The sequence below is a fragment of the Xanthomonas sp. SI genome (genome assembly GCF_014236855.1).
Classification (GTDB): Bacteria; Pseudomonadota; Gammaproteobacteria; order Xanthomonadales; family Xanthomonadaceae; genus Xanthomonas_A.
In genome coordinates this window covers 865,214-879,042 of record NZ_CP051261.1, presented here as the reverse complement: position 1 = coordinate 879,042, position 13,829 = coordinate 865,214, and the positions used below count along the sequence as shown (strand labels likewise).

Annotated in this window: 9 protein-coding genes and 1 riboswitch; of the genes, 4 read left to right on the top strand and 5 right to left on the bottom strand. The window is 67.9% G+C overall.

Annotation, left to right across the window (positions count from 1 at the left end; genetic code table 11):
- Positions 1 to 30: 30 nt before the first annotated feature.
- From HEP75_RS03840 to ppc, 4 genes are all read right to left on the bottom strand, one after another.
- Complete coding sequence (locus HEP75_RS03840) at positions 31 to 1,953, bottom strand: alpha/beta fold hydrolase (protein WP_255424071.1); 1,923 nt, start codon at positions 1,951 to 1,953, stop codon at positions 31 to 33.
- A gap of 17 nt (positions 1,954 to 1,970) precedes the next feature.
- Complete coding sequence (locus tag HEP75_RS03835) at positions 1,971 to 3,059, bottom strand: DUF4105 domain-containing protein (protein ID WP_255423992.1); 1,089 nt, start codon at positions 3,057 to 3,059, stop codon at positions 1,971 to 1,973.
- Positions 3,056 to 3,622 carry a TetR/AcrR family transcriptional regulator gene (locus tag HEP75_RS03830; protein WP_185825513.1) on the bottom strand — a complete coding sequence of 189 codons (567 nt, stop codon included), beginning with the start codon at positions 3,620 to 3,622 and terminating at the stop codon, positions 3,056 to 3,058. The genes HEP75_RS03835 and HEP75_RS03830 overlap by 4 nt, the downstream gene beginning before the upstream one ends.
- 115 nt (positions 3,623 to 3,737) lie before the next feature.
- Positions 3,738 to 6,455, bottom strand: coding sequence for a phosphoenolpyruvate carboxylase (gene ppc, locus HEP75_RS03825; protein WP_185815241.1), 2,718 nt, complete (start codon positions 6,453 to 6,455; stop codon positions 3,738 to 3,740).
- A gap of 345 nt (positions 6,456 to 6,800) precedes the next feature.
- Positions 6,801 to 6,900: riboswitch (S-adenosyl-L-homocysteine riboswitch) on the top strand.
- Between the two features lie 35 nt (positions 6,901 to 6,935).
- Between ppc and ahcY the strand changes: the two genes are divergently transcribed.
- The 3 genes from ahcY to HEP75_RS03810 all read left to right on the top strand — a co-directional run bounded on the left by ahcY (position 6,936) and on the right by HEP75_RS03810 (position 9,712).
- On the top strand, positions 6,936 to 8,381 hold the full coding sequence (gene ahcY, locus HEP75_RS03820; protein ID WP_185815240.1) for an adenosylhomocysteinase: 1,446 nt from the start codon (positions 6,936 to 6,938) through the stop codon (positions 8,379 to 8,381).
- Positions 8,382 to 8,883: 502 nt separating this feature from the next.
- On the top strand, positions 8,884 to 9,066 hold the full coding sequence (locus HEP75_RS03815) for a hypothetical protein (protein WP_185825512.1): 183 nt from the start codon (positions 8,884 to 8,886) through the stop codon (positions 9,064 to 9,066).
- A gap of 91 nt (positions 9,067 to 9,157) precedes the next feature.
- A complete protein-coding gene (locus tag HEP75_RS03810; protein WP_185825511.1) occupies positions 9,158 to 9,712 on the top strand; it encodes a transglycosylase domain-containing protein in 555 nt (184 codons plus the stop codon).
- Between the two features lie 330 nt (positions 9,713 to 10,042).
- On the opposite strand, the gene HEP75_RS03805 is transcribed toward HEP75_RS03810, so the two are convergent.
- The gene (locus HEP75_RS03805) at positions 10,043 to 12,898 is read right to left on the bottom strand and encodes a TonB-dependent receptor (protein WP_255423991.1); all 2,856 of its coding nucleotides are present in this window, start codon (positions 12,896 to 12,898) and stop codon (positions 10,043 to 10,045) included.
- 149 nt (positions 12,899 to 13,047) lie between these two features.
- Between HEP75_RS03805 and HEP75_RS03800 the strand changes: the two genes are divergently transcribed.
- Positions 13,048 to 13,827 (top strand): DeoR/GlpR family DNA-binding transcription regulator, encoded by a 780-nt coding sequence (locus HEP75_RS03800; RefSeq protein WP_185820959.1) that lies wholly within the window; start codon positions 13,048 to 13,050, stop codon positions 13,825 to 13,827.
- Positions 13,828 to 13,829 lie beyond the last annotated feature (2 nt).

Below are 13,829 nucleotides of genomic sequence, written 5' to 3'. Positions count from 1 at the left end.
CCACAAGGAGGCGCATCGGCTCCGACGGCATCACTCCGATGCGATCTGCGCATGCAGGATGCGGCGGATCTCCAGGATCGCCTGCGGCGTCTCCTGCACGCTGTGCCCGGAGGTGATCACCAGTTCCGATTCGGCGCCATCCAGATGCGCGCTGCGGTACGGCACCACCCCGTCGTTGGCGTCGGCCAGCGGCAGCGCCGGATCGCGCCGGGCGATGATCGAGTTGTAGCGCACGGCGGGCGAAATCGGCAGCTCGGCGGCCGCACGCACGAACGGGTCGGTATCGCGCAGGTTGTCGATGCCGTTGGGCAGGCGCTGCGGCGCGCCGTCCTGGTCGGCCATGTCCTGCATCACTTCGGTGAAACGCTGCAGCAAGGTCACCGGCAGGCGGATCAGCCCGCCGACCAGGCGTCCGATGCGGCCCTCGGCGAACGAGGTGCCGCGGTGCGGCGCGGCGATGAAGATGGCGCGGTCCACCTGCGGCAGCGGCGCGAAGCGCAACAGCGGCTGCAGGCGCTCGCGGATCCGCGCGCCGCGTTCGCCGCTCAGATCGCGGCCGGCGAGCAAGTCGTTCCAGATGCGCTCGCCGGAGTTGCTGACCAGCAGCCGCGCGATCACTCCGCCCATGCTGTGGCCGATCAGCACCATGTGCCGCGAGGCCGGCGCCTGCCCCTGCGGATCGAAATCGTGCAGGGTCTGCCGCAGCAAGGTTTCGATCTGCGCGCGGTTCCAGGCGATCGGCATGTTGGTCGGGTAATAGACCTGCCAGATCTGGTAGTGGCGGCGCAGTTGCTCGTCGCCCATGATCTCGTTGGCGACGTTGACCCAGGCTTCGGGGCTGCTGGCCAGGCCGTGCAGCATCAGCACGATGCGCCGGTTCGGGTCGTAGGGCTGCATCAGGTACAGGTGCGGCTGCTCGATGCCGTGTTCGCGCCCCAGCATCGAGCGTAACGACTGCTTGGCGAACCCCGAACGCGCCAGCCACAGGCCGTAGGCGGCGGTGAAATTGGCCGCCAGCGGCAGCCGCTGGCCGTGCACCACGACCTCGTTGTCGCGATACGGATCGTAGGGCGCGATCACCACGCTGCGCGTGTCCAGCACCTGCGCCAGGCTGTCGCCGTCGAAGCGCAGCAGCACGGTGGTCGGCGCGTACGACAGTTCGCTGTAGCCGGCGGTGTCGGCGACCGCTTGCCCTGGCTTCGCGACAGCCATGATCGCGGTCGGATCGCCGACCTGCGCCGGCGACACTTCCGCTACCAGTTCGGCGCCGAAGCCATCGCGGCGATAGGTGCTGCGCAGGCCGTCGAAACGCAACGAGGCCGCAGGCACCATCGCATTCGGCCGCGCCACTCCGCCCGGCAGGCGGAAACTGTCCAGCTCCGCGCGTACCCGCCAGCCGGCGGCGGCCAGCGTGTCGTCGTCGCGCAATTCGCCGCTGGCGCTGCGCGCGCGCCAACGTTCGAACAGCGCGCCGGCCACGTGCTGCACCGCGTAGTTGTAGTAGTCGCGCACCTGGGTCTGTCGGTCCTCGAAGGCGCGCGCGCTGGCCGGGCGTTCGGTATAGAACAGGTAGGCATAGGCGTAGCGCGCGGTTTCCAGCCACGCCTGCAGGGCCGCATCGTCGAGCGCGACGGTCCCCTTCGGCGTACGCGTCGTCGCCGCACGCAACCACAGCTCCGACAAGGTCGCCAGGCGGCGTTCCTCGTCCAATCCCTGCACCGTGCGCAGTTGCGCGGCGCAGGCGGGGATGTCGGCCTCGCAGGGCTTGCGCTCGATCGCGACCACGCGCAGCGTTTCCTGGCTGGCGTCGCTGAGTTCGCCGGTGCTGAGCACGTCGCCGCGCTTGGTCGCGATGTAGTCGCCGGCCGCGCGCGACTGCACGGTGACCATGGCGCAACCGGACCCGGCGAGCAGGCCCACGGCCAGCAGCCCACGCGCCGCCAGCTGCCACATCGCGTGCGCGGCGCGCATCAGCGCGGCGCTCCGGGCAGTTCTTCGCCGGGGATGCCTTCGCGGATACGCTGCGAAAAATCGGCGCCGGTGCCGGCCTGGCGGGCGCGCTCGCCGATGCGCCCGCGCGCCTGCAGCGTGGCCAGCGCGTAGCCCGGCACGAAGCCGTGCTGCGCGTACACATACGACGGCAGATAGCCGGACAGCAGCAAGCGGTAATCCAGCGGCAGTTGCGGTTCGAACTTGCGCACCAGCTCGAACACGATGGTGGTGCAGTTGCTGGTGGCGGTGTTGTAGAACTTCGGCGTGCGCTGCAGCTGCTGCGCGCGCGCCACGTAGCCCATGAACAGCTGGCGCAGCTGTGCGCGCGGAATGTTCAGCCGGTACAGGTAGACGTCTTCGCCACGCACGTTGCTGCGCACCGCGAGGATGTCGCGCTCGTCGGCGGCGATCATTGCCTGTTCGAAATTGCGGAAGAACCCGGCCAGCGCGGAGAACGATTCGCCGCGTTCCCTGCGGATCTCCAGCGAGAACACCACCCGGCGGCCGTCGTCGAAGCCGAACGAGACCAGGGTGTGGGCGATCGCCGGGCCCATCCAGTAGGACAGCGCCAGGTCCGCCGAGACCAGCCGGTCCAGGTCGTACTGGCGGGTTTCCCAGCGCGGCGTGTAGTCGCTGTCGCTGCGCCAGGCGAAGTTCCGCACGTTGTGCAGGGTGACGAGGTGGTCATCGACCTGCGGCTGCAGCGGCTGCGCCACGTCGTCGGCCCAGTCGCGGTTCTGCTCGGGCAGCAACTGCGACCAGCCGAACACCAGGCCGGCGCAGGCGACGGCGAAGATCCACGGCAGCACGCGGTACTCGCGGGGGTGGCGCAGGCCCCACAGCGCGGCACCGCCCATCGCCAGCCACAGCAGCGCCGAGGCGTAACGCACCAGGGTGCCGGTATGCGGCAGGTAGGCCAGGAACAGACCGCCCCAGACGCTGGCCAGCACGATCGCCAGCGCCACCGCAGCGCGCGCCAGGCGTGCCGGCCAGCGCCGTTGCGGGGCGTTGCGCGCGGCGATCGCGGCGGCAGCGCGTCCCGGCCCTCGCCCGCGACGCAGGCTCATAGCGTCGCCGCCGCCGCGGGCGTGGCCAGCGCATGGCACAGCAGCCGGCAACCGCGCAGCGCCAGGGCCTTGCGTTCGGCTTCGTCGCTGCCACGCTGGCAGGCGCCGAGCATGTCCAGCAACAGGTTGAGGTCGTCGCCGTCCAGGCCCGCGCGGCACAGGCCGGCATCGGTGGCGCGCTGCAGGAACGGCAGCAGGATCGCCATCAGCCGCGCATGCGCCACTTCGATCTGCGGATGGTCGCGCGGCATCGAGCGCCAATAGTCGGCCAGCGGCGCGGACATCGCGATGTGCTCGGCGACATCGCGCAGCAGCAGGAACAGGCCGTCGGGGCGCTCGCCGATATCGCGCGCGCAGCCTTCCAGCCCGTCCAGGGCGCGCTGCAGAAGCGCGATCATCAGGTCCGCACGGTCGGCGAAATTGCGGTACAGCGTGGCCCGGCCCAAGCCGGAGCGCTCGACCACCAACTCCAGCGGCGCCAGCACGCCGTGCTCGCAGAACACTTCGTCGGCCGCGTCGAGCAGCAGGCGGCGGCGTTGGGCGGCATCGGGTCGCATCTCCATGCCGCGGATTATCGGACAATTTTGTCCGCTTGCAAGCGCTGTGTTGGCCGGACCGTGTCCGGCGCCCCCGGCAACGCTGCGGCGAGCGCCGTTGCGGGGGTCTACCCGGCGACCGTCAGCCGGTGTTCTGAACGCCCTGCGAGACGCCGTTGACGCAGGCCACCAATGCCCGCAGCAGGTCCTCGTCCTCGCCGTCGGTGGCCCGCCAGCGCTGCAGCAGGTCCACCTGCAACACGCTGATCGGATCGATGTAGGGATTGCGCAGGCGGATCGACAACGCCAGCCGCGGGTCGTGCTGCAGCAGCGACGCCTGCCCGGTCAGCGTCTTCACCCAGCCCTTGGTCAGCGCGAGTTCGTCGCGGATGCGCGGGAAGAAGCGCTCGTGCAGCGGCCCGGCCAGGCGCGAGAACATCTCGGCGATGTTGAGGTCGCCCTTGGACAGCACCATGGCGATGTCGTCGAGGAAGGTGCGGAAGAACGGCCAGTCGGCGGCCATCTCGCGCAGCGTGTCTTCGTGGCCGGCCTCCACCGCCGCGCGCAGGCCGCTGCCGACGCCGTACCAGCCCGGGATCACCGCACGCGCCTGGCTCCACGCGAACACCCAGGGGATCGCGCGCAGGTTGTCCAGCGCCGCGTCCTGGCCCAGCCGCCGCGACGGCCGCGAGCCCAGGGTCATCCGCTCGATCACGTCGATCGGCGTGGCCAGGCGGAAATAGCGCATGAACTCGGCATCGCCGACGAAGCTGCGGTAGGCGCGGGTGCTGTGCTCGGCGACGATGTCCATCACCGGCCGCCATGCCTCTTCGCGCGCGTCCGCCGCGCGCGGACGCATGCTCGACAGCAGCACCGCGCCGGTCATCTGCTCCAGCGAACGCAGCGCCAGCGCGCGGATGCCGTACTTGCGGTGGATCACCTCGCCCTGCTCGGTCACCCGCAGGCGGCCATCGACGCTGCCGCGCGGCGCCGCTTCCAGCGCGCGCGTGGTCTTGCCGCCGCCGCGCACGATGGAACCGCCGCGGCCATGGAAGAAGGTCAGGCGGATGCCGAGGTCGGCGGCCGCATCCAGCAGTTCCACCTGCGCGCGTTGCAGGCCCCAGCGCGAAGCGGCGATGCCGCCGTCCTTGCCGCTGTCCGAATAGCCGAGCATCACCATCTGCACGTCGTTGCGCGCAGCCAGGTGGCGGCGGTAAACCGGGTCGGCGAGCAGGTCGCGCAGCGTGTCGGTGCCGCCGCGCAGGTCGTCCACGGTCTCGAACAGCGGCACGATGTCCAGCGGCACCGCGCCTTGCGCATCGACCAGGCCGCCGCGCCGCGCCAGGGCGAGCACGGTCAGCACGTCGGCGCGGTTGTGCGCCATGCTGATGATGTAGCTGCCCAGCGCATCGGCGCCGTGGCGCGCGCGCGCATCGGCGAGCGCGGCGAACACCGCGTCCAGGCGCGCGTTGCCGGCATCCTCGGGCGCTGCCGGCAGGGTCTGCTCGCCGCCGGCATAGGCGCCGAGCACGCTGGCACGGTCCTGCGCCGAACGCGCATCCCAATCGTCCTCGCCCAGCGCCGCGGCAACCGCGCGCGCGTGCACGCTGGACTCCTGGCGCACGTCCAGCCGCGCCAGGTGGAAGCCGAAGCTGCGCACGCGCCACAGCAGCCGGCGCACCGCGAACCAGCCGGCGTGCAGGCCCTTGTTGGCCTGCAGGCTGTCGAGGATCAACTGCAGGTCCTGCTCCAGCTCGGCCGGTGCGGCATAGGCGCCCGGCGCGTCGTCCAGGGTCGCCTGCAGGCGCGCGCGCATCAGGTCGTTGAGCAGCCGGTACGGCATGTCGGCATGGCGCGGCCGCGAGTGCGCCGCGGCCTCCGGCAGCAGTTGCCGGTAGCGTTCCAGCTGCGCCAACAGCGCATCGCTGACCGCCACCAGCGTGGTCGATTGGCTGAGCAGGCTGGCCAGCTGCCACAGTTCCTTCAGGTAACGGTCCAGCACCGCGCGGCGTTGCGCGTCGAGCGTGGCGGTGATGGTGCCGGCATCCACGTTCGGATTGCCATCCATGTCGCCGCCGACCCACGTGCCGAAACGCAGCAGCCGCGGCAGCGGCACCGGCTCGCCGTAGGTTTCTTCGATCGCGTGCTCCAGGGTCTCGTACATCACCGGGATCACCCGGTACAGCACCTGGGTCAGGTAAAAGCCGACGTGCTCGCGCTCGTCTTCCACCGTCGGCCGCACCGGCGAGGAATCGGCGGTCTGCCACGAGGCGGTCAGCGCCATGCGGAAACGCGCCGCATCGGTGGCGCGCTCGCCGGGGGTGCGCATGCCGTCGAGGTTGTCGACCAGGCTGGCGACCATCAGCTGTTCTTTCTCCAGCAGCGCGCGGCGCACCGCTTCGGTCGGGTGCGCGGTGAACACCGGCTCCACGTCGATGCGCGGCAGCCATTGGCCCAGTTCCTGCGCGCTCACCCCCTGCGCCTTGAGCCGGCGCAGCGCATCGTGCAGGCCGTCCGGCTGCGGCGTATCGGCGCTGTTGCGCTGGTAGTCGCGGCGGCGGCGGATGCGGTGCACGCGCTCGGCGATATTGACCACCTGGAAGTAGGTACTGAAGGCACGCACCAGCGCCTCGGCATCGCGCGGCGTGCGGCCGTACAGCTGCTCGCTCAGCGACGACGGCGGTGCATCGCTCTCGCGGCGCGCGATCGCGGTGGTGCGGACGGTTTCGATCTCGTCGAGGAACTCCGCAGACACCTGCTCGGCGAGCAGGTCGCCGACCAGCGCCCCCAGTCGGCGCACGTCGTCGCGCAAGGGGATATCGGGCGTGGCAAACACGATGCTGCTGCGGTACTCGTTCATCGGAAACGCATGGCTCGGCTGTGGGGGCGCCGCAAGACTAACCCAAAAGTATTAGTCCCTCGCCCGGCGTGGTAACGGTTTCAAAACGAACCATCGCCCCGCCGTGCAAGGCAATCAGGACGTGTGGGAGCGACTTCAGCCGCGACGACGCCAAGCCGGAAGCCTCGCGACTGAAGTCGCCCTGCAGATGCCAGGCATCCTAGGCCACGCAGGCCGCTGGGCTGCCCGGCCGAAGGGCGAGACCGCGGTGCGGGCCGTTGCCGGATGACCGGCGTGCGCCGCGCCCCAGGCCGCAGCGCCCCCATTCAAGCACCTCACGTCGCAGCCGCTATAATTGGTTATCCCTCCGCCGAGGGGCGCTGCGACCGTGTCGATGCGGGGCTCCCCGCCTCCAGACCCGGCCAGGCTCGGCGGCAGGCTTGAGCGACAACGGCGCCCGGACCTTCGCGAGTTTTCTCGCCATTGACCGGAGCATGACCGATGAACGCTGTACGCAAGAGCTTTTCCACCGAGGGCGACTACAAGGTCGCCGACATCTCCCTGGCCGATTGGGGCCGCAAGGAGCTGGACATCGCCGAGCACGAGATGCCGGGCCTGATGTCGATCCGCCGCCAGTACGCCACCGCCAAGCCGCTGGCCGGCGTGCGCGTGACCGGCTCGCTGCACATGACCATCCAGACCGCGGTGCTGATCGAGACGCTGAAGGACATCGGCGCCGACGTGCGCTGGGCCTCGTGCAACATCTTCTCGACCCAGGACCACGCCGCTGCGGCGATCGCCGTCACCGGCACCCCCGTGTTCGCCTGGAAGGGCGAGAGCCTGGAGGAATACTGGGACTGCACCCTCGACGCGCTGACCTTCACCCTGGCCGACGGCACCCAGACCGGCCCGGAGCTGGTGGTGGACGACGGCGGCGACGTCACCCTGCTGATCCACAAGGGCTACGAGCTGGAGAACGGCTCCAAGTGGGTGGACGAACCCGCCTCATCGCACGAAGAGCAGGTGATCAAGGACCTGCTCAAGCGCGTGGCGGTCGAGCGCCCCGGCTACTGGACCCGCGTGGTCAAGGACTGGAAGGGCGTGTCCGAAGAGACCACCACCGGCGTGCACCGCCTGTACCAGCTGGCCGAGGCCGGCACCCTGCTGGTGCCGTCGATCAACGTGAACGACTCGGTGACCAAGAGCAAGTTCGACAACCTGTACGGCTGCCGCGAGTCGCTGGCCGACGGCCTCAAGCGCGCGATGGACGTGATGCTGGCCGGCAAGGTCGCCGTGGTCTGCGGCTACGGCGACGTCGGCAAGGGCTCGGCGCATAGCCTGCGCGCCTACGGCGCCCGCGTCATCGTCACCGAGATCGACCCGATCTGCGCGCTGCAGGCGGCGATGGAAGGCTTCGAGGTCAACACCGTCGAAGACAGCCTGGGCCAGGCCGACATCTACGTCACCACCACCGGCAACAAGGACATCATCCGCATCGAGCACCTGACGCAGATGAAGGACCAGGCCATCGTCTGCAACATCGGCCACTTCGACAACGAGATCCAGGTCGAGGCGCTGTACAAGTACCCCGGCGTGCAGAAGATCAACATCAAGCCGCAGGTGGACAAGTTCGTGTTCCCGAACGGCAACGCGATCTTCCTGCTGGCCGAAGGCCGCCTGGTCAACCTGGGCTGCGCCACCGGCCACCCCAGCTTCGTGATGTCCAACAGCTTCGCCAACCAGACCCTGGCGCAGATCGACCTGTGGCAGAACAAGGACAGCTACGAGAAGCAGGTCTACCGCCTGCCGAAGAAGCTGGACGAGGAAGTGGCGCGCCTGCACCTGGAAAAGATCGGCGTGAAGCTGACCACGCTCAGCGACGACCAGGCCGCCTACCTCGGCGTCTCGGTCGACGGTCCGTACAAGCCGGAGCATTACCGGTACTGAGTGGTCGGCGGGTTTGTCCGCCGGACGCGAAGAGCTAATAAGTAGAACGGGCGCCGAAAGGCGCCCGTTTTTTGTTGGTAACCAGGGCGACCTAGAGACATCCGACCATGACGCAGACGACGAGCTCCACCGACCAGTGGTCGCTTGTGCTTCATGGAGGCGAGCGATAGCATCGCCCCGCATACATCCATGGATAGGACCGTCATGATCAGACGCGGAAGCGATGCAGACAGAGCGTCGCGATGGCCTGAAGGTCTACTCAGTCCTTCACCCATGCGCATCCCCAACAGCAATCGACGACCAGCGCTCATGACGTGGTCATTGCCATGCCTCGTCATGCTTCTGCTTTCGCTAGGCTGCGCCAGGAACCTGCAGCACAAACAACTGACGGATATTCCATTGGCCGAGAAACCCGCCATTCCGTCGACCGAGTCCGCATGCAAGGCATGCCGGGCAATTCTGGTCGGAGCAGGGCTTGCCCGGTAGTCCGAAATCCTGCGCGGTGAAGACGACCGATGCATTCAAGATATGCACCGACAGCCTGCACTGCCAGGGAAGCTGTCTGGTCGCGAAAGACCTGCCGTTGGGTGCCAAAGCGATCGGCAGTTGCTCGGAATGGGTAGCAAACTTCAGCTGCTACAAATACATCGAAGATGGACGGGTGCGCATGCTCTGCGCGGATTGAGCAGGCAGCGTAGCCCCCCTGCTCTGCGGTCAAAACCGCCCATGCAAGCCAGGCGCCCTCAACCCGGTACGGGTCCGATGAGTGACATCCCATGAAACGCATCGCAGCCTCGGCATTAACCGCAGTCACGGCGCTCTTGCTGATTGCGATCGCCGCATTCAGCTGCTACGACATGGTGGCGTTCCAGCCGCGCCGAGTGGAGATCCAGGCGCTCCTCAAGCGCGCTCCAGCGCAGGATCGTGATCCGCCGGTACTGATTCGCCGCTACATCCTTGCGTCGTACCAAGCCGACTATCCGCCTACCGCGGCCGTCGCCCGCATGCTGCTGGCGCGCCTGGATGTACCGCGCGATGGAGGCATGCTTGCCTGGCATGCGCGCATGGTGCTCTGGGATCGACTGGTCTGGCTGCACCTGTCGCAGGACGAGATCGTGGCGCTGTACACCACTTTGTCCTACAACGGCTCGGGCCTTGGCCTCAGCCAGCTGTCGCAGCGGCTGTACGCGAAACCGTTGAGTGCGCTGTCCGAGCCCGAAGCGGCCACGGTCGTTGCGATTCTCTGGTCGCCTGGCATGTACCTGAGCGACAGGTCGCGCCTGGATCGGCGACGGGACCTCTTGATGGCAAGAGTACGGGCTGCACGTTGACGATACGCTCGTCACACGGCATGGCCGGCTCCGCTCAGGCGCCCGCTTTATTTCGGAAAGAGATTTCTGGAATCGATGGATGCACCCGTTGAATTGACACCACCATATTGAGTTGGCAACTCTGACTACCTGACACCAAGCGGAAAGGGCTCATGTTGAAACCTCGCCGGCTGCTCGGCCTTGATCGTTGCGAGTGCCAGCTAAAGAGGGAACGCTTGAGCGTGTCCAGCAATGCGCTTGCTGCCGGACCCTCACCCCAACCCCTCTCCCGGTGGGAGAGGGGCTAAGGCGTGGTCCTCTGTGGGGATGCTCAGAGCCGCAGGCGGATGCTCAGAACCGCAGGCTCAGGCCCAGGGTGAACGCGCGGCCGTAGCGGGAGTAGCCCTGCGACAGCAGCGGGTTGCCGTTGATGCTGTAGGTCTGCTCGTCGTCCAGCAGGTTCTGGCCTTCCAGGCTGAGGCTCAGCATGTCGTTGACTTCGTAGGACACGTGCGCGGTCAGCCAGGTGATCTTGTCGGCCTGTTCGTTGTAGCCGGCGCCCAGCACGTTGACCGCGGTGACGAAGCCGTCGGTGTGGTCGGCGGTGGCGCCGATCGACCACGGCCCCTTCTCGTACATCACCCCGAGCGAATACACCGCCGGCGCGATGCCTTCCAGCGGGCGCTCCTCGCCGTTGACCCAGCTGCGCGACCAGTTGCGGGTGTACTGCGCGCGGAAGCCCAGGCCGTTGTCCCAGAAATGCTGCAGGCCGGCCTCGATGCCGCGGACCTTGGCGTAGTCGCCGTTGATCGGCCGCATCACGTTGAACAGGTGGCCCGGCACGCCGATGTCCTGGTTCGGCTCCCAGCTGGTGGTGATCTGGTTTTCGATGCGCTTGTAGAACACCGCCACGTTGGCGATGGACTGTTCGGCGAAATACCACTCCAACGACAGGTCGCCCTGCTTGGCGCTGTAGGGCTTGAGGTTGACGTTGCCGCCGTAGATCTGGGTGAACTCGCCCCAGGACACGCTGGCGGTGGTGTTGGTCGGCGCCAGCTTGTCCACCGAGGGGCGCGCCATGGTCTTGGCCGCGCCCGCGCGCAGCAGCAGGTCGTCGCTGAAGCGCCAGGTGAAGTTGCCCGACGGCAGCACGAAGGTGTAGTCGCCGTCCTGCACGATCGCGGTCGGCTCGGCGTATTCGGCGGTGTAGTTGAACGCGCCGTTCTCGGTGATGCTGAGGATCTTCGCGTCCCAGGCCTGTGCGCGGGTGCGGGTCTTGACCAGGCGCACGCCGACGTCGGCGTTCCAGCGCTCGCCGGACAGGTCGGCCTGCACGTAGAAGGCGTTGGTCTTCTCCTCGACCCGGTAACTTTCCAGCGGATTCCACTGCGGCGCGGCCAGCGCGTAGTCGTAGCTGCTGCCGTCCTGGCGCGGGTTGCCGTCGTAGGCCCGCAACTGCGCCAGGTAATTGGGCACGTCGAAAGCCAGGAACGTGCGCGGGAACGTGGAGCCCACCTTGTCCATGAAATGCGGCAGGGCGAAGGTGTGATCGAGCACATTGCCGCCCAGCGCGCCGACGTTGATCGCGTTGTCGCCGGAATAGTAGTCGGCGCCGCCGTTGAGGGTGTTGTTGATCAGGTCGCGGCGCTTGCTGCGCTCGGTGCGGGTCACCCCGAAATGCAGGTTGTCCACGCCCCACTGACCGACGTACAACTTGCCGCCGATAGTGCCGCCGGTGATCTCGTCGGCGATGTTGTCGCCGCGCAGTTCCATGTAGTGCGTGTTGAAGTCGGTGTCGGTGAACTGGCCGTTGGCCAGGCCGGTGGCGAGGTCGCGACCGTCGTCGAAGCTGGCGGTGACGTTGGGCACGGCGTTGCGGCCGAGGGTGATGCGGGTGGTGTTGGGCTGGTTCATGCGCAGCACCACGTAGGTGTCCTGGCCGCCGGAATAGCGCTTGGAGGTGGAGCGGTACAGGTCGCCGGTCAGGGTCAGGCTGTCGCTGGCCTTCCATTGCCCGTTGATGCCGTACAGGTCGGTGTCGACCACCCGGTGTTCGGTCTGGTTGAGGATCTCCGGATTCATGCGCAACTCCGGATCCGGGTTGTCCAGGGTGAGGCCGGTGACGATGCCGTTCTGCACGGTGATGTCGGACCAGCGCCCCGGCGCGAACAACGGGTAGTACGACTGCTGGTAGGACACCTGCGGCGAATCGAGGCGGGTCTTGAGCCCGTCGACGACGATGCGCACGTCGTCGTTCGGCCGCCACTCGAACTTGCCGGAGAAGGCGCGGCGCTTCTTGTCCTCCAGGATCGAGCCGACGCGGAACTGGCCCGGCGCGATCAGCCCATATTCGTCCGGATCCAACTGGCCGTTGCCGTTGGGATCGATATTGCCGCCCCACGCGTTGCCACCCCAGGTCGGGTCGCTCGGGTCGGGATTGCGGGTCCAGCCGCCGTCGTTGCCGGCGATGTCGGTGCGGTCCTTGCGCTCGGCGTAGACCACGCCCAGCAGCACGCCGAACGTGTCGTCGAGGAAAGTGTTGCTGTAGGCCGCCGACAGCTTGCGGCCGTTGAGTTCGGACATCTGGTTGCGGTCGCCTTCGGCGCGGACGATCGCGTGCTGGCCCTTCTGGTCGAACGGGCTGGCCGAGCGCAGGTTGATCAGGCCGCCGATGGCGCCTTCGGTCAGCACCGATTGCGCGCCCTTGACCACGTCGGCGCCGCTGATCACGTCGGCCGGCAGCACGTCGTAGGCGAAATCGCGCCCGGCGCCGTCGGTGGCCAGGATGCGGCCGTTGAAGGTGGTGAGCGTGTATTCCGGCCCCAGCCCGCGCACGCTGACCTTCTGCCCTTCGCCGCCAGCGGTGCGGGTGATGGACACGCCGGTGATGTGGCTGAGCGAATCGGCCACGTTGTCGTCGGGGAAACGGCCCAGTTCCAGCGCGCTGATCGAATCCTGCACCGTCGCCGCGTCGCGCTTGAGTTCGGTGGAACGCGCCAGGGCGGCGCGCACGCCGGTGACCTGGATCGTCTCCAGGTCGACCGGATTCTGGCTTGCCTCGGCATTGCTGGTGGTGGCGCTGCCCGGCGCCGGCTGCGCCTGCGGCGAGACCGGTACGGCGTCCTGGGACCAGGCCGTGGCCGGCATCAGCAGGGCAAGGGCGATGGCATGGAACAGGCTGTGGCGATGCGGACGAACGGCGTTCACGGGCGGTCTCCTGGGCTGGCGGGCGTAGGACGGCGGTGCGGGGGCCAGATGAAAAGCAACGAAACCGAGCCTATATCAGGTTTCGTTTTGTATCAATAGCGAAATGTAACGAACTGTCGCATACTCTGGACCGTTTGCAAGGAGCCCCCATGTCCGTCACCCGCGACACCAGCCAACGCCGTCTCCAGATCAGCGAATTGGTCCGCCAGCACGGCAGCGTGCAGGTGTCCGCCCTGGCGCAGCAGTTCGGGGTGAGCCTGCAGACGGTGCGCAAGGATCTGCGCTACCTGGCCGAACGCGGGGTCATGGCGCGCGCCTACGGCGGCGGCATCGACAGCAGCGCGGTCAATGCCGTGCCGGCCGAACCGCATTACGACGCCAAGCGCACCGTGCACCTGGAAGAAAAGCGCCGCATCGGCCGGCGCGCGGCGGCGATGGTGCAGCCGGGCAACACCATCGCCATCGATTCGGGCACCACCGCGATCCAGCTGGCCGAAGCGTTGCCGGACATCGACGTGACCGTGGTCACCAACGACTTCGGCGTGCTGACCGCGCTCAGCCCCAAGACCCACATCAACCTGGTGATGCTGGGCGGCGAACTGCGGCGCAAGAACATGGCCTTCTATGGCGGGCTGACGGTCGAAGCGCTGGACGCGCTGCACGTAGACCTGCTGTTCCTGGGCGTGGACGGCTTCGATCTGGAGCGCGGTATCACCACCCACTACGAGCCCGAGGCGATGCTCAACCGCAAGATGGTGGAGGCCGCGCGCGCGGTCATCGCCATCACCGACAGTTCCAAGTTCGGCAAGATCTGCCTGCACCGGATCATCCCGGTGTCGGAGCTGGACGCGCTGATCACCGACACCGGCGCCCCGGAAGACGTCGCCCAGGCCTGCCAGGCGCTGGGCGTGGACCTGCTGCGCGCCTGATC

Coding starts and splice junctions, on each gene's coding strand:
- HEP75_RS03840 (WP_255424071.1), bottom strand. CDS start 1,953: ATGTGGCAGCTGGCGGCGCGTGGGCTGCTGGCCGTGGGCCTGCTCGCC.
- HEP75_RS03835 (WP_255423992.1), bottom strand. CDS start 3,059: ATGAGCCTGCGTCGCGGGCGAGGGCCGGGACGCGCTGCCGCCGCGATC.
- HEP75_RS03830 (WP_185825513.1), bottom strand. CDS start 3,622: ATGGAGATGCGACCCGATGCCGCCCAACGCCGCCGCCTGCTGCTCGAC.
- ppc (WP_185815241.1), bottom strand. CDS start 6,455: ATGAACGAGTACCGCAGCAGCATCGTGTTTGCCACGCCCGATATCCCC.
- ahcY (WP_185815240.1), top strand. CDS start 6,936: ATGAACGCTGTACGCAAGAGCTTTTCCACCGAGGGCGACTACAAGGTC.
- HEP75_RS03810 (WP_185825511.1), top strand. CDS start 9,158: ATGAAACGCATCGCAGCCTCGGCATTAACCGCAGTCACGGCGCTCTTG.
- HEP75_RS03800 (WP_185820959.1), top strand. CDS start 13,048: ATGTCCGTCACCCGCGACACCAGCCAACGCCGTCTCCAGATCAGCGAA.